At 37.5% G+C, this 20,523-nt stretch carries 21 protein-coding genes; all 21 read right to left on the minus strand.

The genetic code is table 11. The annotated features are described in order from the left end of the window. Nucleotides 1–8: 8 nt before the first annotated feature. The 21 genes from rimP to acear_RS08350 all read right to left on the minus strand — a co-directional run bounded on the left by rimP (nt 9) and on the right by acear_RS08350 (nt 20,511). On the minus strand, nt 9–470 hold the full coding sequence (gene rimP, locus acear_RS08250; RefSeq protein WP_013278549.1) for a ribosome maturation factor RimP: 462 nt from the start codon (nt 468–470) through the stop codon (nt 9–11). A 199-nt stretch (nt 471–669) separates the two neighbouring features. After that, nucleotides 670–4,992, minus strand: a complete 4,323-nt coding sequence (locus acear_RS08255) for a PolC-type DNA polymerase III (protein WP_013278550.1) — start codon at nt 4,990–4,992, stop codon at nt 670–672. A gap of 12 nt (nt 4,993–5,004) precedes the next feature. Beyond that, nucleotides 5,005–5,691 (minus strand): MgtC/SapB family protein, encoded by a 687-nt coding sequence (locus acear_RS08260; RefSeq protein WP_280956766.1) that lies wholly within the window; start codon nt 5,689–5,691, stop codon nt 5,005–5,007. Nucleotides 5,692–5,754: 63 nt separating this feature from the next. Then, nucleotides 5,755–6,384, minus strand: coding sequence for a glycosyltransferase family 2 protein (locus acear_RS08265; RefSeq protein ID WP_013278552.1), 630 nt, complete (start codon nt 6,382–6,384; stop codon nt 5,755–5,757). 15 nt (nt 6,385–6,399) lie between these two features. Further along, a complete protein-coding gene (gene ispG / locus acear_RS08270) occupies nt 6,400–7,449 on the minus strand; it encodes a flavodoxin-dependent (E)-4-hydroxy-3-methylbut-2-enyl-diphosphate synthase (RefSeq protein WP_041667676.1) in 1,050 nt (349 codons plus the stop codon). Further along, entirely contained in the window at nt 7,433–8,020 is a 588-nt protein-coding gene (locus tag acear_RS08275; protein WP_013278554.1) for an HD domain-containing protein, read from the minus strand. The genes ispG and acear_RS08275 overlap by 17 nt, the downstream gene beginning before the upstream one ends. A gap of 18 nt (nt 8,021–8,038) precedes the next feature. Beyond that, nucleotides 8,039–9,112 carry an RIP metalloprotease RseP gene (rseP, locus tag acear_RS08280; RefSeq protein WP_013278555.1) on the minus strand — a complete coding sequence of 358 codons (1,074 nt, stop codon included), beginning with the start codon at nt 9,110–9,112 and terminating at the stop codon, nt 8,039–8,041. Continuing rightward, entirely contained in the window at nt 9,106–10,266 is a 1,161-nt protein-coding gene (locus acear_RS08285; protein WP_041667677.1) for a 1-deoxy-D-xylulose-5-phosphate reductoisomerase, read from the minus strand. The genes rseP and acear_RS08285 overlap by 7 nt, the downstream gene beginning before the upstream one ends. Nucleotides 10,267–10,281: 15 nt before the next feature. After that, on the minus strand, nt 10,282–11,340 hold the full coding sequence (gene ytvI, locus acear_RS08290; RefSeq protein ID WP_013278557.1) for a sporulation integral membrane protein YtvI: 1,059 nt from the start codon (nt 11,338–11,340) through the stop codon (nt 10,282–10,284). A 22-nt stretch (nt 11,341–11,362) separates the two neighbouring features. After that, nucleotides 11,363–12,193, minus strand: coding sequence for a phosphatidate cytidylyltransferase (locus acear_RS08295; protein ID WP_013278558.1), 831 nt, complete (start codon nt 12,191–12,193; stop codon nt 11,363–11,365). Between the two features lie 6 nt (nt 12,194–12,199). Beyond that, the gene (locus acear_RS08300; protein ID WP_013278559.1) at nt 12,200–12,925 is read right to left on the minus strand and encodes an undecaprenyl pyrophosphate synthase; all 726 of its coding nucleotides are present in this window, start codon (nt 12,923–12,925) and stop codon (nt 12,200–12,202) included. Nucleotides 12,926–13,069: 144 nt separating this feature from the next. Continuing rightward, nucleotides 13,070–13,627, minus strand: a complete 558-nt coding sequence (gene frr / locus acear_RS08305) for a ribosome recycling factor (RefSeq protein ID WP_013278560.1) — start codon at nt 13,625–13,627, stop codon at nt 13,070–13,072. A gap of 29 nt (nt 13,628–13,656) precedes the next feature. Continuing rightward, complete coding sequence (pyrH, locus tag acear_RS08310; protein ID WP_013278561.1) at nt 13,657–14,370, minus strand: UMP kinase; 714 nt, start codon at nt 14,368–14,370, stop codon at nt 13,657–13,659. 128 nt (nt 14,371–14,498) lie between these two features. Further along, entirely contained in the window at nt 14,499–15,149 is a 651-nt protein-coding gene (tsf, locus tag acear_RS08315; RefSeq protein WP_013278562.1) for a translation elongation factor Ts, read from the minus strand. A 98-nt stretch (nt 15,150–15,247) separates the two neighbouring features. Then, the gene (gene rpsB / locus acear_RS08320) at nt 15,248–16,048 is read right to left on the minus strand and encodes a 30S ribosomal protein S2 (protein ID WP_013278563.1); all 801 of its coding nucleotides are present in this window, start codon (nt 16,046–16,048) and stop codon (nt 15,248–15,250) included. A gap of 212 nt (nt 16,049–16,260) precedes the next feature. Next, on the minus strand, nt 16,261–16,755 hold the full coding sequence (locus acear_RS08325) for an MltG/YceG/YrrL family protein (protein WP_013278564.1): 495 nt from the start codon (nt 16,753–16,755) through the stop codon (nt 16,261–16,263). Between the two features lie 12 nt (nt 16,756–16,767). Further along, nucleotides 16,768–17,202 (minus strand): DUF6115 domain-containing protein, encoded by a 435-nt coding sequence (locus acear_RS08330; protein ID WP_013278565.1) that lies wholly within the window; start codon nt 17,200–17,202, stop codon nt 16,768–16,770. 22 nt (nt 17,203–17,224) lie between these two features. After that, the gene (locus acear_RS08335) at nt 17,225–17,419 is read right to left on the minus strand and encodes a hypothetical protein (protein WP_013278566.1); all 195 of its coding nucleotides are present in this window, start codon (nt 17,417–17,419) and stop codon (nt 17,225–17,227) included. A 19-nt stretch (nt 17,420–17,438) separates the two neighbouring features. Next, the gene (locus acear_RS08340; RefSeq protein ID WP_013278567.1) at nt 17,439–19,289 is read right to left on the minus strand and encodes a FapA family protein; all 1,851 of its coding nucleotides are present in this window, start codon (nt 19,287–19,289) and stop codon (nt 17,439–17,441) included. 16 nt (nt 19,290–19,305) lie between these two features. Continuing rightward, complete coding sequence (locus acear_RS08345) at nt 19,306–20,094, minus strand: FliA/WhiG family RNA polymerase sigma factor (RefSeq protein ID WP_342610017.1); 789 nt, start codon at nt 20,092–20,094, stop codon at nt 19,306–19,308. Nucleotides 20,095–20,103: 9 nt separating this feature from the next. Further along, nucleotides 20,104–20,511 carry a hypothetical protein gene (locus tag acear_RS08350; protein ID WP_013278569.1) on the minus strand — a complete coding sequence of 136 codons (408 nt, stop codon included), beginning with the start codon at nt 20,509–20,511 and terminating at the stop codon, nt 20,104–20,106. Nucleotides 20,512–20,523: the final 12 nt, after the last annotated feature.

Below are 20,523 nucleotides of genomic sequence, written 5' to 3' on the forward strand. Positions count from 1 at the left end.
CATAACCCTTAAAACTCCAGAGCTAAATTCGCCTTTGCAATCTTATCTCTAGAAATCTCAACCACATCATCATTATCAAGCTTTAACTTAACTTTATCATCGATTATCTCCAATAATTCTCCAGTAAATGACTTTTCTCCATTGACTGGAGCATATGTAGAAACATCGATTAAATGGCCGGTAAATCTCTTAAAATCCTCCTCATCCTTCAACGGCCGATCCAGACCAGGTGATGAAACTTCCAATATATATGACTTTTCGATAGGATCTTCAATATCCAGCCGATCACTAATCTCCCGGCTAATCTTCTGACAGTCATCTAAAGTAACCCCTTCCGGTTTATCAACAAAGACCCTTACAGTCCAGTCTTGTCCTTCTTTCTGATACTCTGTATCAACTAATTCTAAACCATGGTCTTCAACAATTGGTCGGGCTAAATCAAATATATAATCTGCTATCTTCTGTCCCATATATTATTCCCTCCTTTACTACCTAGTTTTCTACTAACAGACTGCCATTATTCTATAATAACGATCAATTTATTCATCTAAAAATACAAGGAAAGAGTGGGATAGTCGCCCAACCCACTCTTAACTACTAAAAATATACACATTGTATCCAGATAATATTTTAGCACATTATTAAAATTTTTGCAAGTCCTATTCCCTATTACTGAAAGAAGGATAACTGATTTGTCTCTGGTAATCCATCAAGACAGCCGTGTTCTTTCATTACTTCAATTACTGTTTTACTAATGCTAGTTCGATTCTTTAAATCTTCAATCGAACTAAACTCTCCTTCCTCTCGAGCCTGAATAATACTCTCAGCTGCACTCTTACCTAATCCTTGTAAAGTAATCAAGGGAGGTCTTAAGCCATTATTCGTAATTTGAAATTTTTCAGCCTCTGAATCATAAAGATCAACACTTACAAATTCAATCCCTCGAACTAGGGCTTCAATCACTATCTCCAGCACAGTTAAAGTATTCTTGTCCTTCTGAGTAGCATCATTCCCCTTAGCTTTAATTTCTTGGATCTTCTCTTTAATAAAGTCTTTACCCTGAAGAACTATCTGGGCATCAAAATCAGCAGACTTAATTGTAAAGTAAGTGTTATAGAAGGCTTCCGGATAATGAACCTTAAAGAAAGCAATTCTGAAGGCCATCATTACATAGGCTACAGCATGAGCCTTCGGAAACATATACTTAATCTTTTTACAGGACTTAATATACCAATCAGGAACATCATTATCCCGCATTGTCTGTTCTTGTTCTTCCGTTAATCCTTCTCCATGTCGTACATCTTCCATAATCCAGAAAGCCTTACTGGCTTCTACGCCTTTCTGTAATAGATAATTCATGATATCATCCCGCACTGAGATAACTTCTGATAATTCAGCCGTCCCTTCCTCAATCAGATCTTGAGCATTATTCAGCCAGACATCAGTTCCGTGGGAGAGACCGCTGATTCGCACCAATTCAGCAAAAGTAGTCGGGCGCGTATCCTCCAGCATCTGCCGAACAAAGCTAGTCCCAAACTCCGGAATACCTAGGCTACCTACAGTGGTACCTATTTCTTCTTTACTGACCCCTAACGGTTCTACTTTAGAGAAGATGGCCATAGTTTCAGGATTATCCAGCGGAATTGATGTAGGATCAACTCCTGTTAAATCCTGTAACATTCTAATCGTTGTTGGATCATCATGGCCTAAAATATCCAGTTTTAGAATCCGGCCGCTGATTGAATGATAATCAAAATGTGTTGTCAACACATCCGAATCCTGATCATTAGCCGGCCGCTGAATCGGAGTAAAGTCAAAGACCTCCTTATCCTGGGGAACTACCATCTGTCCCCCAGGATGCTGACCGGTAGTTTTGCGGGCACCTGTACAGCCATCCACTAATCGATTAACTTCTGCCTTCCGTAAGGTAAGACTGCGATCATCCATATAGCCCTTCACAAATCCATAAGCCGTCCTGTCAGCAATAGTAGAAATAGTCCCTGCTCTATAGACATGATCCTCACCAAAAAGATCTTCCGTATAGCGGTGAACCTCAGGCTGATACTCTCCCGAGAAGTTAAGATCAATATCAGGTACTTTATCCCCTTCAAAGCCCATAAAGACTTCAAATGGAATATCCGAACCAGACTTGATTAAGTCTGCTCCACATTCCGGACAGACCTCATCCGGCAGGTCAACACCAATCCCGACAGAACCATCAGTAAAGAACTCAGAATATTTACACTTAGGACAGACATAATGCGGCGGCAGTGGATTTACTTCCGTAATATCACACATTGTTGCTACTAAAGAAGAACCAACTGAACCCCGCGATCCAACTAAATATCCATCATCTAATGACTTTTTAACTAACTTATGAGAGATAAGATAGATAACTGCAAAACCATTACCGATAATCGCATCTAATTCTTTCTCCAGCCGGTTGACTACTAACTCCGGCAGCTCATCGCCATAGATTGATCGGGCCTTATTGTAAGTCATCTGTTTTACCTCTTCTACTGCTCCTTCAATTTCAGGAGTAAATAATCCATCCGGTACCGGTTTAACCTCTTCAACCTCTTCTACAATCTGTTTAGGATTATCGATTACTACCTCTTTTGCCACCTCAGGCTCAAAGTAATCAAATTCATCCAACATCTCTTCAGTTGTCCGGTAATAAAGCGGAGCCTGATCTTCAGCATCATCAAAGCCCTGTCCTTCCATCAAAATTTCACGGTAGATCTTATCCTCAGGATCGAGAAAGTGGACATCGCCAGTAGCAACTACCGGTTTATTCAGCTTCTGTCCCAGTTGATAGATCTGATGGTTAATCTCCTTTAGTTTTTCTTTAGAATCAACCTGTTCATTTTCAATTAAGAATTGATTATTGCCTAGTGGTTGAATCTCTAAATAATCATAGAATTCAGCAATTTCTCTGATGGTACTCTCATCCTTACCATTAACAATGGCTTGATAGAGCTGACCAGCCTCACAGGCACTGCCGATAATCAACCCTTCCCTCCGCTTTAAAAGATCACTCTTTAGAATCCGCGGTACCCGGTGAAAGGTTTCAATATGGGCCTTTGAAACCAGTTTATATAGATTCTTCAGTCCTTGCTGATTCTTAACTAAAATAACTGCATGATAAGGGCGGAGACGCTTATAATCAATCTCACTGCTTAATTCATTAACTTCGGTTAGATGAGTAACACCATCTTCTTTTAAAATATCCAATAGTTCCAATAAAATTTCTGCTGTTACTTCGGCATCATCAACAGCCCGATGATGATTATCAAGTGATTTATCAAACTCTTTTGCCAGTCTATTTAACTTAAAGCTCTTTAAATCCAGCAGAGCTCGGGCTAAGTTAAGGGTATCTAAAGCAGAATTATCCAACGCAGACTCGCCGATAGCCTGCAGCTTATTGTTGATAAAGTTACGGTCAAATGATAGATTATGGGCTACAATTGTTGCTTCTCCTACAAAATCCAGAAACTCATTTAATGCTTCCTCTTTTTTTGGCTTTCCGGCTACCATGCTGTTATCGATTCCTGTCAATTCCACTATCCGCTCAGGAATCTCCGTTTCTGGATCGACTAATGTACCAAATCTATCTATAATTCTACCATCTTTAACTTTAGCTGCTCCAATCTCTATTATCTCATTATGATAGGGATTGAAGCCCGTTGTCTCTAGATCGAAGACTATATATTCTGTTTCTTCCAGTTCAACATCAGCCTCATTGATCACGATCGGCTCTCCATCATCAACTAAGTATGCTTCTAGACCATAAACCAGTTTCAAATCAAGATCATCAGCAATATTGTAAGCCTCAGGAAATGACTGAACTACTCCATGGTCAGTAATTGCTAAAGCCTGATGCTCCCAATCTGCTGCCCGCTCAATTACATCTTCTAATTCAACTACTGAATCCATCGCACTCATCTGTGTATGGAGATGGAGTTCAACTCTCTTTTCTTCAGCCTGATCCTCTTTTATTTCCGGCTGAAACCTACTTACATCCCGCGGCATCACTGTCAATTCCTGAGTATATTTATCAATCTGGGCTCTACCTCTAACTCTAAGCCAGTCCCCTTCAGAAATATTCGAAGCTACTTTACCATCCTTATCTTCAAATACTTTAGCCGTAATCGAATCAGTAGTATCAGTAATAGCAAAGATAACTAAGTTTCGACCGCTCTTTAATTCTCTAATCTCTAAATTGATAACCTCTCCCTGAATAGTTACGCTCCGTTCTTCACTCTGTAGATCTTCAATATCCGTTACCTCTGATTTAATCTTTTTCCCCATAATAATCTTAGACTCACTTCTGTTATTAGAATTATTTCCGTCTGACGAACCAGTCTGATTCTCCATCTGTGAATCAACTGCAGCCATTAAATTATTAACATAATCTTCATTTTCCTGCTGCTGCTGTTTGGATAAGGCCTTTACTTCTTTACTAAAATCCCCTAATTCAAACTCTACTGTAACCTCTTGATTTAATCTATCAGCTATCAAATCAGAGATTAAGACATCACACTTTTTAGCCTGGAGTTTTTCTATTCCCATCTTATTCTTAACCTGAACTATTAACTGCTGCTTATCTACTAATTCCCACTTAGCTTCTAACAGCCAGCCTTTGGTCATGGGAAATTCATCTGCTACTGTAGTTACTATTCCAGACCACTTATTTTCCAATCGCTCTTCCAAAGATAGATCAGCCCGAAAATAATTAAAGTAACAGTTCACCTGCTGAATTGGATCTATCTTTCTTTCTATAATCTCAGCAATAGTTCCTGTTAATCCTTCTTCCTTTAAAAATTTTGCAGCCTGACCATAGATCTCCAATCTCTTAGTTTCAGGTTCCAGAACAATCTTTTTAAATTTAATCTGTGCAGATAAATCGACATCAGATGCAGTAAGCAGCTCAGTAGCCAATTCCTGTTGAATAATATTTTCTTTAGCCGCTTCAATATAAACTCTTAACATTGAGACACTCCCTTAACCTGAGTCATCCTTAAGTTCAACCTGAATTACCCCAGTAGTCTGAGTTAGATGCGGAATTACCTGGTTGGCATCAAAATCCGCTGGCAGTCTAACCCGTAAATTAATATATATATTCTGTTCATTGCGGATATGGTCAATACTTAAATCAAGAATATGCACATTATGATCTCCTAATACTGAACCAATCTTGCCAATCTCCCCCGGCTGATCATAAGCTTTAATCCGTAACTTCTTTTCTCTATTCCCGTGAGTAATCTTCTTTTCAATAATACTTAAGATAGTCAGCGTCATAATAATTAATACAGTAGCACTAATAGCACTGAAATAAAAACCGGCTCCAACTGCTAGACCAACGCCTGCAATAGCCCATAATCCAGCTGCTGTTGTTAATCCCTTAACTGCAAAGCCTTCTCTAATAATAGTTCCTGCCCCTAAAAAACCAATCCCGCTAACTACCTGTGCTGCAATTCGTCCCGGATCATTAGAATGTGCAGCTTCAAAAAGACCATAAAATTTAAGCGACACAACCATTATTAATGCTGAACCCAAACAGACTAAAATGTTAGTTCTAAAGCCTGCTGGTCGAGAACTACTTTCTCGTTCCCAACCTACCATCCCCCCTAATAATATAGCTAATACTAGTCTTGATAAGATCTCAACATAGTTCAGAATCAAAACCACTCCTTAAAATCAAATGTTGTTACTTGGCTGCCAAGTAACAACACTACTTATATCATTAAAATTTCAGCTCCACCGAACCCCTTTAAGCATCTCCCAGTACATCTTCAATCGGGCTATAAGCCCCTGCCAGAAGCCCAACTTTTCTTCCTTCATTACATGGGTTAAATCTTCTAATCTAACCTGTTTGGTCTTAATTCCAGCTTCGTTGGCATATCTAGTTAAAGCGACTTCTACTCCAAACTTAGTTAAATCTAAATTGGATATCTGTTGTAGTATCTCCCGTCTAATTCCGCGCTGGCCTGATAGAAAAGGAGCAATTTTATGGGCTAAATCAGTAGTAAATCTTCCTTCTCCAAAGACTCCAACTGTCATTTTAACCTTGTTATTAATAAGCGGTTTTAATAACTTATCAAGATGCTTCTCCTTTAAACCAATTAAATCTGCATCCAAAAAAAGAATGATTTCTGCTTCAGTCTCTTCTATTCCTAACTGCATTGCTCCACCTTTACCAATATTCTCACTCAATTCTAAAACTTCTGCTCCACATCTGTTAGCAATTAAAGCTGTATTATCAGTAGAACCGTCACTGACTACAATAGTTTCTGTAATTAAGTTATGTTGAATAGCTACCTTAGCTACTTCTGCAATTCGCTCTTCTTCGTTATAGGCTGGAATTACTGCAGCTATCTCCATTACTTAACCTCCAATCTACTTCATCTTATCTATTTCAGTCAATAAAGTAGCTATCAACTCATCTTCCGATACTTTTCTGATTACCTCTCCTTCTTTAAATAATAGCCCAACATTTTTACCACCAGCAATTCCAATATCTGCCTCTTTAGCTTCTCCCGGTCCATTGACTACACAGCCCATAATGGCTACTTTGAGATTAAGATCTAAATTCTGTATCTTCTGTTCTACCTCATTGGCTACTTCAATCAAATCAATCTCACATCTTCCGCAGGTGGGACAGGAGATAATCTCCGGCCCCTTCTGGCGCAGATTAAGTGACTTTAAAATCTCATATCCAACTCTAACTTCCTGCACCGGATCTCCTGTCAGGGAAACTCTAATCGTATCACCTAATCCTTTATTGAGGATAATTCCTAAACCGACTGCTGATTTAATTGTTCCCGCCCATTCAGTTCCTGCTTCTGTAATTCCTAAATGAAGCGGATAATTAACCTTCTTTGCTATCAATTCATAAGCTTCTTTGGTCATATCTACATCAGAAGCCTTCAGCGAAATAATAATATCATTAAAACCGTATTTTTCTAATAATCTAATATTCTGTAATGCACTCTCAACCATTGCCTCTGAAGTAGGAGAACCATACTCAGCCAATAACCCTTCTTCTAAGGAACCAGCATTGACTCCTACTCTAATAGGAACTTCTCTTTTTTTAGCTGCTAAAGCTACTGCTTTTATCTTATCCTCACCACCGATATTACCGGGATTAATCCGCAGCCCATCAATTCCTAATTCCAAAACACGTAAAGCCAATCGGTGATTAAAGTGAATATCAGCAATCAACGGAATATCGATAGCAGCCTTAATTTCGTCTACCTTCTCAGCAGCATCCTGGTCAGGAACCGCAACTCTAATCAGTTCACAGCCGGCTTTCTCTAACTTTCTAATCTGTTCTACTGTAGCCGCTACATCTCTGGTATCAGTATTAGTCATTGATTGGACAGAAATAGGAGCATCTCCCCCGATCTTAACATCTCCTATCTCTACCTGTTTAATCTCTTTTCTCAGCATCTGTTTCACCCACTCTACCATTACAGTCTTTACACTGCAGAGCACTACAATTCTGCAAACTCTGATAGACTAACATATCAAGCCGACGTACCCTCTCTAAGGCCTCAGCAAAATCTATCTCTAAATTATGTCGTTCCTTATCCTTTAACTCATCCATATCATCGGCATCAAAGACTAACTGTTGAAGCGGAGTTAACTCAACATTCTCACTGATAGGACTTGAATCACTATGAAAGAGAATAGCTAACGCAACTGTTCTAGCCTTGCTTAAATCTTCACCTTTAAAGATTAATAATTCATGGGCTCTTTCTGCCCCTTTTATAGTATGAATATCATAATAATTATAAGACTCATAATCCCACTCACCTTGATGTTCCCAGGTAGTATGTCCTATATCATGTAGCAGTCCGGCCTTAGTAGCTATATCTACACATAACTGCCGTTCATTTGCTAATTCAAAAGCATTTTCAGCTGTGATTACAGCATGGCGCAGTCCACCCTGGGGCAGATGCTTTTTAGCTACGCTATCAGTAATTAAAGTCTCTAATGTAACATGCTCGGTTAACATTCAAACACCTCTCTATCTTTAGAAGATATCAACTATATCTCTATAAACAATAATTGCCATTAAAATTAATAATAATACCAAACCTATAAAGTGGACAAAGCCTTCCTTTTCTGGATCAACAGCTTTACCTCTAACAACTTCAATCCCTAAAAAGACCAGTCTCCCTCCATCCAAAGCAGGAAAAGGAAGCAAATTTAAGATTCCTAAATTAACACTTAAAATTGCCATTAGATTTAATACTTTCAGAATACTAACCTGGGCTGCATCCCCTACCAGTTGTGCTATCTTTACTGGTCCAGCAACACTAGAGGACATTTGACCAGTAATCATCTGCCAGACACCGCTAATAATTCCTACAGTTACTGCTAAAGTCTGTTGAACCCCTAATTTAATTGACTTAAAGATACCGGCCTGTTCCCGTACCAGCTGAGGCATAATCCCAATCAAGCCTATATCCCTTTCCGAATCCAATTCAGGAGTTACCTGAAAGGACTTAAAATCTCCATTTCTCTTGACTGTAACTTTAATCTCTTGATTCGGATTTTTATTAATTAAAGCCGCTAGTTCTTCCCAGTTATTTACCTGCTGATCATTGACAGCAACAATCTTATCCTGGGCCTGAAGTCCGGCTTCTTTAGCCGGTTTATCAGGCAGAACAGTTCCAATTACTGTCGAAGATGAGCCTGAAACAGGCACTCCAAAAACAGAAAAGATCAAACTGAAGACTACCACTGCTAACAGAAAATTCATTAATGGCCCTGTAAAGATAACTGCCATTCGCTCAAAAACAGATTTTTGGAACAGACATCTTTCATTCCGATAAGCCTGCCGATATTGTTTTACATCCTCTATTTCATCTTCTTCCTCATCAATTGGAAACTCTCCTGTCATCTTACAATAACCGCCTAAAGGAAATAAACGGATTGAATAAAGAGTCTCCCCTTTCTGTTTTCCAACTAACTTTGGTCCCATTCCAATAGCGAATTCTTCCACTAATACTCCTGTCTTCTTGGCAACAATAAAGTGACCAAACTCATGAACAAAGATTAAAATACTAATCACAACTACAAATGATACTACTGTAGTTAACAAAAGGCTTCAACCTCCTTTTCACCTTGAGTCCTAGCCCAGCTATCAGCAGCTAATATTTCTGTTAAATTAGGACTTTCAACTATCTGATGCTGCTCCATAACTCGTTTAATTACCTTCGGGATCTCAATAAATTTAAGTTTTCCCGCTAAAAATCTGGCCACAGCCACTTCATTAGCTGCATTTAAAACTGCAGGCATAGTACCTCCAAGTTCACCCGCCTGATAAGCATAATCAAGACAGGGAAATAATTCGCGGTCCGGCTCTTCAAAATCAAGCCTTCCTACTTCAGCTAAATTCAATCTCTCGAGATTATTTTCCTGCCGCTGCGGATAGGTCAATACATACTGAATCGGAACCTTCATATCAGGCAGTCCTAGCTCGGCTATTATGGAAGTATCCTTAAACTGGACTAGAGAATGAATAATGCTTTGGGGATGAACAACAACCTCAATATCAGTAAACTCAACATCAAACAGCCACCGGGCTTCAATCACTTCTAATCCTTTATTCATCAAAGTAGCTGAATCAATCGTAATCTTTCCGCCCATATCCCAATTAGGATGGTCTAGAGCTTCTTCAACAGTTACATCAGCCAGTTCCTGTTTGGTACTGCCTCTAAATGGCCCTCCTGAGGCTGTAAGAATTATCTTTTCAATAACTTCTCTATCCTCACCGGCCAATGCTTGAAAGACAGCATTATGTTCACTATCTATTGGTAATATTTGAACTCCATTCTCTTTAGCTTTAGCCATGACCAATTCTCCAGCTACTACCAGCGTTTCTTTATTAGCCAATCCAATATCTTTACCTGCTTCTATAGCTTCTAAAGTAGGCATCAACCCTGCTGCTCCTACTACCGAATTAATTACTAAATCTACCTGATCAACAGTTGCTGCTCTAATTAAGCCCTCTTTACCAGTTAAAACTTTAGTTTCCAAATCTGACAATTTATATTTTAACTCACTAGCAGCCTCTTCATTCATTAAAACAGCAAACTTAGGCTTAAATTCCCTAACCTGAGCTGCCAGAACTTCTACATTGCTATTAGCAGTTAAAGCTGTAAGCTCATACTCTAAGTCTAACTTTCTAATTACTTCTAAAGTCTGTTTCCCAATCGAACCTGTAGAACCTAAAATCGTAACTGTCTTCATAATAATTCCTCCAATCAATTATTCAATTAAAACAGAAGCAAATCCGGCTCGAATTATTGCCCGCAGAAGAATTAAGATTGCTGGCCCAATGAAGAATCCTCCAATTCCCAATATCTGAACTCCTAGATACATAGAAATTAAAGTAGCTAACGGATGAATGCCTATATTCTCGCCAATTACCTTTGCTTCTACTAGCTGTCTAATTACTGCTACTGTAATTAAAACTGCTAATAAAGAAACTCCAAAACTAATATCTCCAATAATCATAGAATAACCAGCCCAAGGCAAAATAACTAAACTAGGTCCAATTACTGGAATCAAGTCCAATAAGCCTGCTACTAAACCTAAACTAATAGCATAATCACTACCTAACAATAATAATCCTGTAATCATAAGTACAGTAGTAATCGAAATCAAAATTAATTCTGCTCGAATAAAACCAATTGCAGCACTCATGATTTCTGATTCCAATTTATTAATATTTTTATGCCATGGTCGGGGAAATGCTCTTAGAATTGTTTGATTAATTAATTCTTTATCACGACTGATAAAGAAAGTAGATATTAAACTGACCAACAGAATTGTAATAAATTTCGGCAGCCCTCTCAACAGCTCCAAAAAAGTAGTAATTCCTCTTTGAATCATACTTCTTAACTGCTGATAAAGATGCTCCAAATTCTGAGTGATAACCTCTTTGACTGTTTCCGGCAGTTCCAGTTCCAATAATAATCTACTTAAATTCTGATTCTGCTTGACTACCCATTGGGCTCTTGCCCCTAAAGTCTTGAATTCAGGAATATTATTGGCCAGTTTAGTCAATTCAACAAATAATCTGGATAAGAAGATAGTAATCAGTAATATAATAATAATTAATATAATCCCTAAACAGATGGTAACCGCCAGTCCTCTATTTAATCTCAATTTCGTCTGCAGCAATTCAACAATAGGTTCAATTAAGGAAGCAATTAAAAAGGCAATTATAAAAGGGAGAAAATAAATTAATAAGTATTCGAAAAATATAAGACTTAATAAGGCTATACCTAAAATTCCCAGCCCCAGTTTATAAGTAGGTTTCATCAACCTTCACTCCTAAATATATTTAGCTAAATAATTGGAAATAATAATAGGTTACCGGTAAAACAAATAATAAGCTATCAAACCTATCTAAAACTCCGCCATGGCCCGGAATTAAATTGCCAGAATCCTTTATTTGGGCATCCCGTTTAAAAGCCGACTCTACTAAATCACCAAGTTGTGCAGCTATTCCCACTAAGGTCCCCAGAATAATCCTATTTTTTAGATCTAAAAAACTAAGCGGAAGCCATAATCCCGCCACTGCCACCAACAGAATGCTTCCCACTAAGCCTCCTACTGCTCCTTCAATTGTCTTATTAGGACTTATATTAGGTGCTAATTTATGGCGGCCAAAATTCAGCCCAGTAAAGTAAGCTAAAGTATCAGTTATCCAGGTAGCCAAAATCGGAAGCCAGATTAACCTCTTACCTATATTTACTCCTCCAGAACTAAAATTATAAATCAGAATCAAGTATAAGAATAAACCGCCAACATATATAATTCCTAATAAAGTAACTGCAGTATCCAGAATCGGAGAATCTGTCTGGCGATTCTCTTTAAATAAATTACTTAACAATAATATATATAAGACCAAAACTATTCCTAAATATAGATTAGAATTAATAATTAATCCTTTAAAGTCCAGATACCCCATCACTAATAAAAACAATCCGCTGACTATACCTAATATCTTATTAGGTTTAGCCCCCTTAACAGCAGCTAGTTCATAAAACTCATTTAAACCAATTGCTGCTAATAATAAGACAGCTACTAAAAATAACAGCCCACCTGTATTTAAAATAAAGACTAATAATAGAATTCCAATTAGAGCACTACCGACTCTTCTGTTTAACAATCTAGATCACCTACTGTCCTTTTCCTTTAGTCCACCAAATCTCCGTTCCCGCCTCTGATATTCAGCTATAGCCTCCAATAACTCCTCTTTATCAAACTCAGGCCAATATGTATCCGTAAACCAGAATTCAGCATAAGCAGACTGCCATAACAAGAAGTTACTGATTCTTTTTTCCCCGCTGGGCCTAATCAATAATTCCGGATCCGGTATATCTGCTGTGTAAAGTTCATTACTTAATTCTTCTTCATCTATATCATCTAACTTTACTGTACCATTCTTCACTTTAGCAGCTAAACTCTTGGCAGCATCAATGATTTCAGATCGCCCGCCATAATTTAAAGCAATATTCAAGTTCAAACCTTGATTCTTATTGGTTAAATCCACAACTTCATCGATCTTAGCCTTAATATTCTCCGGTAGACCCTGCCGGCGGCCTAAAACTCTAATTCTGACATCAGAATTATGTAAATCTAAAACTTCATTATCAAAAGTTCGATGGAACAGTCTCATTAAAAAGTCCACTTCTTTTTTAGGCCGCTTCCAATTTTCGGTTGAAAATGCAAATACAGTCAAGTGTTCAATTTCTAATTTATTTACTATTTCTATAATCTTCTTTAATTTCTGCACCCCTTTTTTATGTCCAGCACTGCGGGATAGGCCCTGTTCTTTAGCCCACCGCCCATTCCCATCCATAATAACAGCTATATGTTCCGGCATTTCTTCAGTCTCCATCATCCTACCTCCTATTATTACAACATAACCCCCTCTGTTTTTAAAGAGGGGGTCGTTACATACTACATTAAACTTCTTTCTACTAACCCTAACTTAAGACATTAAAAATTAATTATATAATTCCAAACGGCCAATTAAAAATTTTTATATTGCTAAAATCGCTTCCTCTTTCTTGTCTAATAACTCATCAACCTTAGCAATATATTCATCAGTTAAGTCTTGAATATTCTCCAAACCTCGATGATAATTATCTTCTGAAATCTCTCCCGCAGTTTCTAATTCTTCTAATTCATCATTTGCTTCTCGGCGCAGATTCCGAATTTCTATCCTATGTTCTTCTGCTTTATCATTGGCTAAAGAAACATACTCCTTTCTTTTTTCTTCCGTTAATTTAGGAATATTAATTCTAATTACTTCACCATCATTATTAGGACTTAAATCCAGATCAGACTTCATAATTGCTTTTTCAATATCTTCTAGTACACCATCATCCCAGGGCTGAATTACTAACTGCCGCGGTTCAGGAGCCGAAACTTTAGCCATCTGATTGATTGGAGTCTTCGTTCCATAATAATCAGCAGTAATCCCTTCTATTAAAGAAGGTTTAGCTCGACCAGTTCTAATTTGATCAAAATCATCTTTAACTTCATCAATCACTTCTTCCATCTTCTGTTGGGTTTTCTTTTCTACTTGCTTAATCATCTTTATTCCTCCTTATTAAAAACCCTAATTTAGCGGACAAAAGTACCAATCTCTTTTCCAGTAACTACCTTCTTTATATTCTCCATTTCTTTAAGTCCAAAAACAATAATTGGAATTTCATTATCCATACATAAAGAAACAGCAGTAGAATCCATAACTCCTAAGCCGCGATTAATTACATCAATATAATTCAACTCTTTAAACTTTACAGCATCCGGATTCTCTACAGGATCAGAGTCATAAACTCCATCAACATTCTTAGCCATTAAAATAGCATCTGCATCAATTTCGGCTGCCCGCAGAGCTGCTGTAGTATCAGTAGAAAAGAAGGGATTTCCGGTTCCTGCTCCAAAGATAACTATCCGGCCTTTTTCCAAATGGCGAATGGCCCGACGGCGAATATAAGGTTCTGCTACTTCCCGCATAGCAATGGCAGTCTGTACTCTAGTTTCAATCTCTAACTTCTCTAAAGCATCTTGAAGTGCTAAAGCATTAATTACAGTAGCCAACATTCCCATATAGTCAGCAGTACCGCGATCCATTCCTTTAGCACTACCAGCTACACCTCTAAAGATATTCCCGCCGCCTACTACAATAGCTACTTCTACCTCTGTCTCATTAACTTCTTTTATCTCTTGAGCAACTGAGTTAATAAATTCAGGATCAATACCGTATTCTTGATTACCGCTTAATACTTCTCCACTTAGTTTAATAATTACTCTTGAAAATTCAGCTTCAGCCATTAAAAAACCCCCAGTCTTTCACACAATTCGATACCTATATCTAAAACTCCTTTTAAAAAAGTATTTTATTTAAAAAGAGAACACATTAATGTGTTCTCTTTATTAAATTTACTCTTTACTTTTCAGCTTTACTCTCCTACTTCGCTCTTAACTTCTTCAGCAAAGTCTTCTTCTTCAACTTCAATACCTTCGCCTAACTCATAACGAGTAAATCTTCTAATATTAATATTTTCTCCCAGTTCAGCAATCTTTTCAGTAAGTAATTCCTGAACTGTTTTATCATCATTACGAATATATTCCTGTTCTAGTAAACAGTTCTGGTTAAAGAACTTCTCTAACCGCCCTTCAACTATCTGTTCTACTATATGTTCCGGTTTATCCTCATTAAGAGCCTGCTTTTCAAGCATCTCCTTTTCTTGTTCAATAACATCTTCAGGTACATCTTCCCTCGATAGATATTTCGGATTAGCGGCAGCTATATGCATAGCAATATTATTGACTAATTCTTTAAAGGCATCATTCTTAGCTACAAAGTCAGTCTCACAGTTAACTTCAACCAAAACTCCAATTGTACCATTCATATGTATATAAGAGTGAACTAATCCTTCAGCTGCCGTACGTTCTGACTTTTCTTCTGCTTCACTAATACCTTTTTCCCGCAGATACTTTACTGCTTCTTCCATATCACCATCAGTTTCTTTTAAGGCCTTCTTACAGTCCAATATTCCTGCACTAGTCTTTGCTCTTAATTCTTTAACATCAGCTGCTGAAATTCCCATTTTAAACCCTCCTTCAATTTAGGCTTAAGAAAAGGGCGTTATATAGGAGCTTATCCTCTATAACACCCTTATTTATATCATCATATACTCAATATAATTTATTCAGCTTCTTTAGTTTCTTCAACTTCTGCAGTATCTTCTTGAACTTCTTCTTCGACTTCTGCAACATCTTCTGCTTCAACCTGGGCTTCTTGAACTTCAGCTTCTTGTTCTTGTTTGCCCTGCTTACCTTCTAATACTGCATCAGCCATAATTCCTGTCAAAAGCTTAACAGCTCGAATAGCATCATCATTACCAGGAATTACATAATCTATTAAGTCAGGATCACAATTTGTATCTACAATAGCTACAATTGGAATTCCTAACTTATTAGCTTCAGCCACAGCAATCTCTTCTCTACGTGGGTCAGCAATAAAAATAGCATCAGGAAGACCATCCATATCTCTAATTCCACCTAAGAATCTAACTAGCTTGTCACGCTCACGTTTAAGCTCCATAACTTCTTTCTTAGGTAGAACTTCAAAGAGCCCGTCTTCTTCCATCTGTTCTAGCTCTTCTAAACGATCAATTCGCTTACTGATCGTTTGATAGTTAGTCAGCATACCGCCTAACCATCTTTCTTTAACATACGGCATACCGCATCGTGTTGCTTCCCGCTCAATAGTCTCCTGAGCCTGCTTTTTAGTAGAAGCAAAAAGAATCTGCTTGCCTTCACTAGCTAAGTCACGTACAAAATTATACGCTTCCTCAGCTAACTTTTCAGTCTGTTGAAGGTCAATAATATAGATTCCATTTCTTTCAGTAAAGATATAAGACTCCATTTTAGGATTCCAACGTCTAGTCTTATGTCCAAAATGAACTCCTGACTCTAACATTTCCTTCATAGTTACAACAGACATTACCTACACCTCCTCTCTGGGTTTAATCCTCCACCTTCGTCAGCTCCCTATTAAACCCAGCTAACAATTAGCGGGCACCCTAATAAGGATCAGAAGATGTGTGTGATATATTTTACATACATTAAGTAGTATAACACAAAATACATATAATATCAATCTTTTTCACAAAAAATAAGATCGGTAATTAACTAGTTCATTTAAAAAATAATTAATTACTGATCTCTATTTCCTGTTATATTGAGTAAAATTTTTTCTACAGATATATCAGAATCAAATTCATACTCTCCTGCTAAAATCTTATTTTCTAGATTTGCTTTCTTAATCAATTCTAGAAGTGCTTGTCTATCCTTAATAATTTTACTCTGGTATAATTTCTGTACAACTTGACCTGCTGTTGCTCCACTAGTAATCTCAATCCTGACCGGCTTATTGTCATTACTTTCTTTTTCTGATGTTATATTGTTAGAATTAAGTTTTAATCCTACCCGTTTGGCTTGATGCTTAATTTCTTCCTTTGATAAATCTTCGGGAAACTTCATTCCTAATTCAGTAGCCTCTCTTATTATTCTTTTTTTATCTATTTTCTGCTTCACCTGTTTCTCATCAGTCTCGCCAGGTTGCTGAAGCTCTAAGCTATCAGTTGCAATCAACAATAATCCAACCACTGTTAATAAAATTCCGATTCCTAATAAAACTTTTCTAGCCAATTAAATCTCCCCTCAGTCATTTAACTTATGGATTAATTCTACTTCCCTACGCCCCATATTCAGATGTTGAGCAATCTCAGAATAATTAAATCCTGAATTTAACAATTCATTGATCTGCTTATGTTTTTCGGTCTTTGCAGCATCTTCTCTCTTTCTATCTTCCTTATTTAGGTTCTGGTTTATACTTTCTACCTTTTTGTCCGGGTGATAATCTTCTTTTAACTTAAAATCTAAAGTATCAACAAAATCCGATTTCTGTTCTTCTTCTAGTGTTGAATACTGCTTTTCTAATCTATCTAAAAGATTATTAACCTGCTGTAATAACCGATTCAATCTCACTTCTCTCTTTCTTAGCTCATGTCCAACCTTCTTTTCTTGGCGATAAGCCAGAAATAAGGAAGCTGCTATACAACTAATTCCTAGACTCAAAATTAATATTTTTAACATTTTATCCTCCAACCCTAATCTTTTATGCTTTAATATCGATATAAGTACCCTTAATTCCCTCTTGATCTGAATTCTGTTCTTCATCATCGGCTTCATTAACCTGTTGCTGCTTTTTGATATCCTCTTTCTGCATCTGATTTGCTAGCTCTTGCTGCTGCATCTTGCCGGCTTCAATTGAACGGGGTATCCGGGTATGGGGAGTAATAAACTCTCCCATCTATATCACCCCCTAATTTTTAGGAGTAAGAACCTTTATTTACTTCTCCGTCTTCTATATAATACTGCACATTGGTCAGCTTTTTACTAATCCTTTTCACCTCAGTACCAATAGTTAATTTCACTCCTGAATGGAGTGTATCCTGTACCTTAATTCTGCCGTTTTTCCCTTCATCCAATCTCTTTTCAAGACTCTCTTTATCTTCTTTTAAGTCTTCAATCTCTTTAGCAGTCTGAAATCTAGCTCTAGTCTTCTGCCCCATAACTTCTCTGTCTCGATCAGATAGCTGGCCATCATTCTGCTCCTGTTTCTTCTTAAGATACTTAATTGTCTTTACTGCTTCTTCTAATTCCTGTTGATAATCAGCCAGTTCATCCTTTAACTGATTATATTTGTCCCGCAGTTCAGGAGTAACACCTACATATAACTCCGTTTTAGTACCTAAATTGGAACCTACAACTTTAGCCTCTATCTCTCTACCGGCTCTTATCTTTCCTCCTACAATCAGGCCCTTATTCTCAACTCTAATTATTCTAGCAGCATCTATATCACTATGCATAATTGCTTCTGTAACTATCAAATCATTATCAGTAACTACTCTGCCATTCTCTATAAACTTAACCTTAATATCTCCGTCAGCACTAAGCTCTCCTTTATCCTTACCTATAAATCCATTCTTAACTAAAATTTCTTCTCCGGCTTCTAATTCAGCAGCATGTACACTCCCCTTAACCTGAATATCCTCTTTGGCTTCAACCCTCATCCCATCGATCACATCACCTTCAATAACCACCGTACCAACAAACTTAATATTGCCTGTTGACAGATCAACATCTCCCTGAACTGTATGGACGGGAACTACATCTATCTTATCTCTTTCATAGATTACCTGTCCTTCAATTTCTGATTCCAATGTTAAACTGTCAGAACTAAGTTTAGTATTCTTGCCAGCAGGAATAGATTTATCTTCCACTGGTTCAGGTTCGACCTTATCCCCAGTTACTGTTGTACCAGGACTACCCGATTGGGATGGAGTTTTAGTCGCTAATACATCACCAGGCTTAACATTATTAATCTTATTTAAATTAAGATAGTCAACACTCCCATTCTCTAATTCCCGCACCTGCCGCTCTTCACTCTCAAGATCAAACTTAAAATCAATCTCTGCCGGGCTACCCTTTACTGGTTCAGCTCCTTTAGCAATCAATACTTCTTCTATTTCCTGTTTTAAGACTCCATCTTCATCAACTAAATCCTTTAATTTCTGTTCTTTAATTCCAAATGCAACTCCTGCCTCTGCTAAAGCAGATTTGATTCGTTCTAGAGTTGCTTTCTTTCCTCCTAAAGCAGGCTTAATTGATAAATAAGCTTCCATTCCATCATTCTTGAGATTCACTCCAATCTCAGCATCCCGGTCTAATTCCGGCTTCCTCTGTGCAACCTGTATCGGCTCATTATAGATATCCTCAGTCAAGGCTTCACTGACCTGGTCATAATCCACTTCTGTTATCTCTTTTGCTTCTAATAAATCTTCTATCTGAACAAGGCTAACCTCTTCTCCATTACCCTGTGGCGGAGTTAATTGAATAAAAATTCCTTCTTCATTAACAATTAAGTCAACTTCTCCATCCTGAAATTCAACTTTTTCCTCCACCTCTTCTGAAGCTTTTTCCTCTCCATCTTCAGGAATAGAAACCTGAACTTGATAAATCTTCTTCGCTCCAAAGCCTAAAAATCCTTTCTCCTCTTCTATTAATTCTGCCTTAATATCCAGCTCGTCTCGACTATAATCCTTTTGTAGTTCCAATTCTTCAAGTGCTTTTTGAATTGCTTCAGCTTCATTTGTAGCTTCTAATTTAACTTCCCTCATTGTCGCTCCCCCTTTATCACTCCAGTAACTCTTCTTTTTTTCGACTTAGGTATCCTCTTAATCTATAGATAGCCTTTGTATGGAGCTGAGAGATTCTAGCAGTTGTAACTTCCAGTACTTCACCAATCTCGGTTAGATTTAAGCCTTCATAATAATAGAGAGTAACTACCTTTCTCTCCTGTGGTTTTAACTTTTCAATTGCTTCTCCTAAAATCCTTTTTATTTCTTCATATCTAAAAGTCTGTTCGGGTCTGGCAGCATCTTCATCAGCAATTACTTCAATTAAGGTAACTCCATCTGCCTGACGGCTATTAATAAAGCTATCCAAAGAGGTTTCCTGGGGAATATTGATTTCAGACATCAACTGGCTGTATTCATCAGAATCTAAATCTAATTCTTGTCTTATCTCTTCATCAGTAGGCAGTCTTCCTAATTTATTTGCTAACTCAGAATTAATTTCTGCTACTTGTTTAGCTTTACGCCGAATTGTAGTTGGTACCCAGTCCAATCTTCTTAATTGGTCAATAATGCTACCTCTAATTCGAGAAATAGCATAAGTAGAGAATTTCATACCGCGGCGGTGGTCAAAACGCTCTATAGCATCAATTAAACCAATGATTCCATAATTCTGTAGGTCTTCAAATTCAAATTTATCAGGAAGGTTAATAGCCACTCTATTAGCTACATACTTTACTAAAGGCATAAAGCGAAGCATTAACTCCTCTTTAGCCTGTTGATTATTATGCTCCTTAAATTCAATCCATAACTTCTGCTCGGTTTTATCCTTTGGTCTGGCTATCTTGATCCCTCCTTATTACTCCTCCTGAATATTCTGTACCATCTTGGCTAATTTTTCTGGATCCTGTTCTGCTAGCTCTTCAACTTCCTGCTGTTCATCATAATCTATTTCCTCTAAATCCAAAGGTTGAAATTCATCTTTAGCTGTTTTATCCTCTCCGGTCTCTTGGCTCTGGGCAGCATATTGTTGGGCAGCAGTCTCTTGGGAAACCGCATTTACTTCTTGCTGTTGTTTATTAATTCTGGTCATATTAGTAACTAGATAACCGATAACTCCCCCTAAGACTCCAAATAATAAACTAGATAATAAACTACGCTTAAAAATAATTACCAGTGATAATCCATTTGCAACTGTAATAATAGCAACTAACAAGAACACAGCTGCAGCAAAGATAATAGATAAACTCTTAGTTAACCCATCCAACCTAGTCAGCTC

It is taken from the genome of Acetohalobium arabaticum DSM 5501 (genome assembly GCF_000144695.1).
GTDB lineage: Bacteria > Bacillota > Halanaerobiia > Halobacteroidales > Acetohalobiaceae > Acetohalobium > Acetohalobium arabaticum.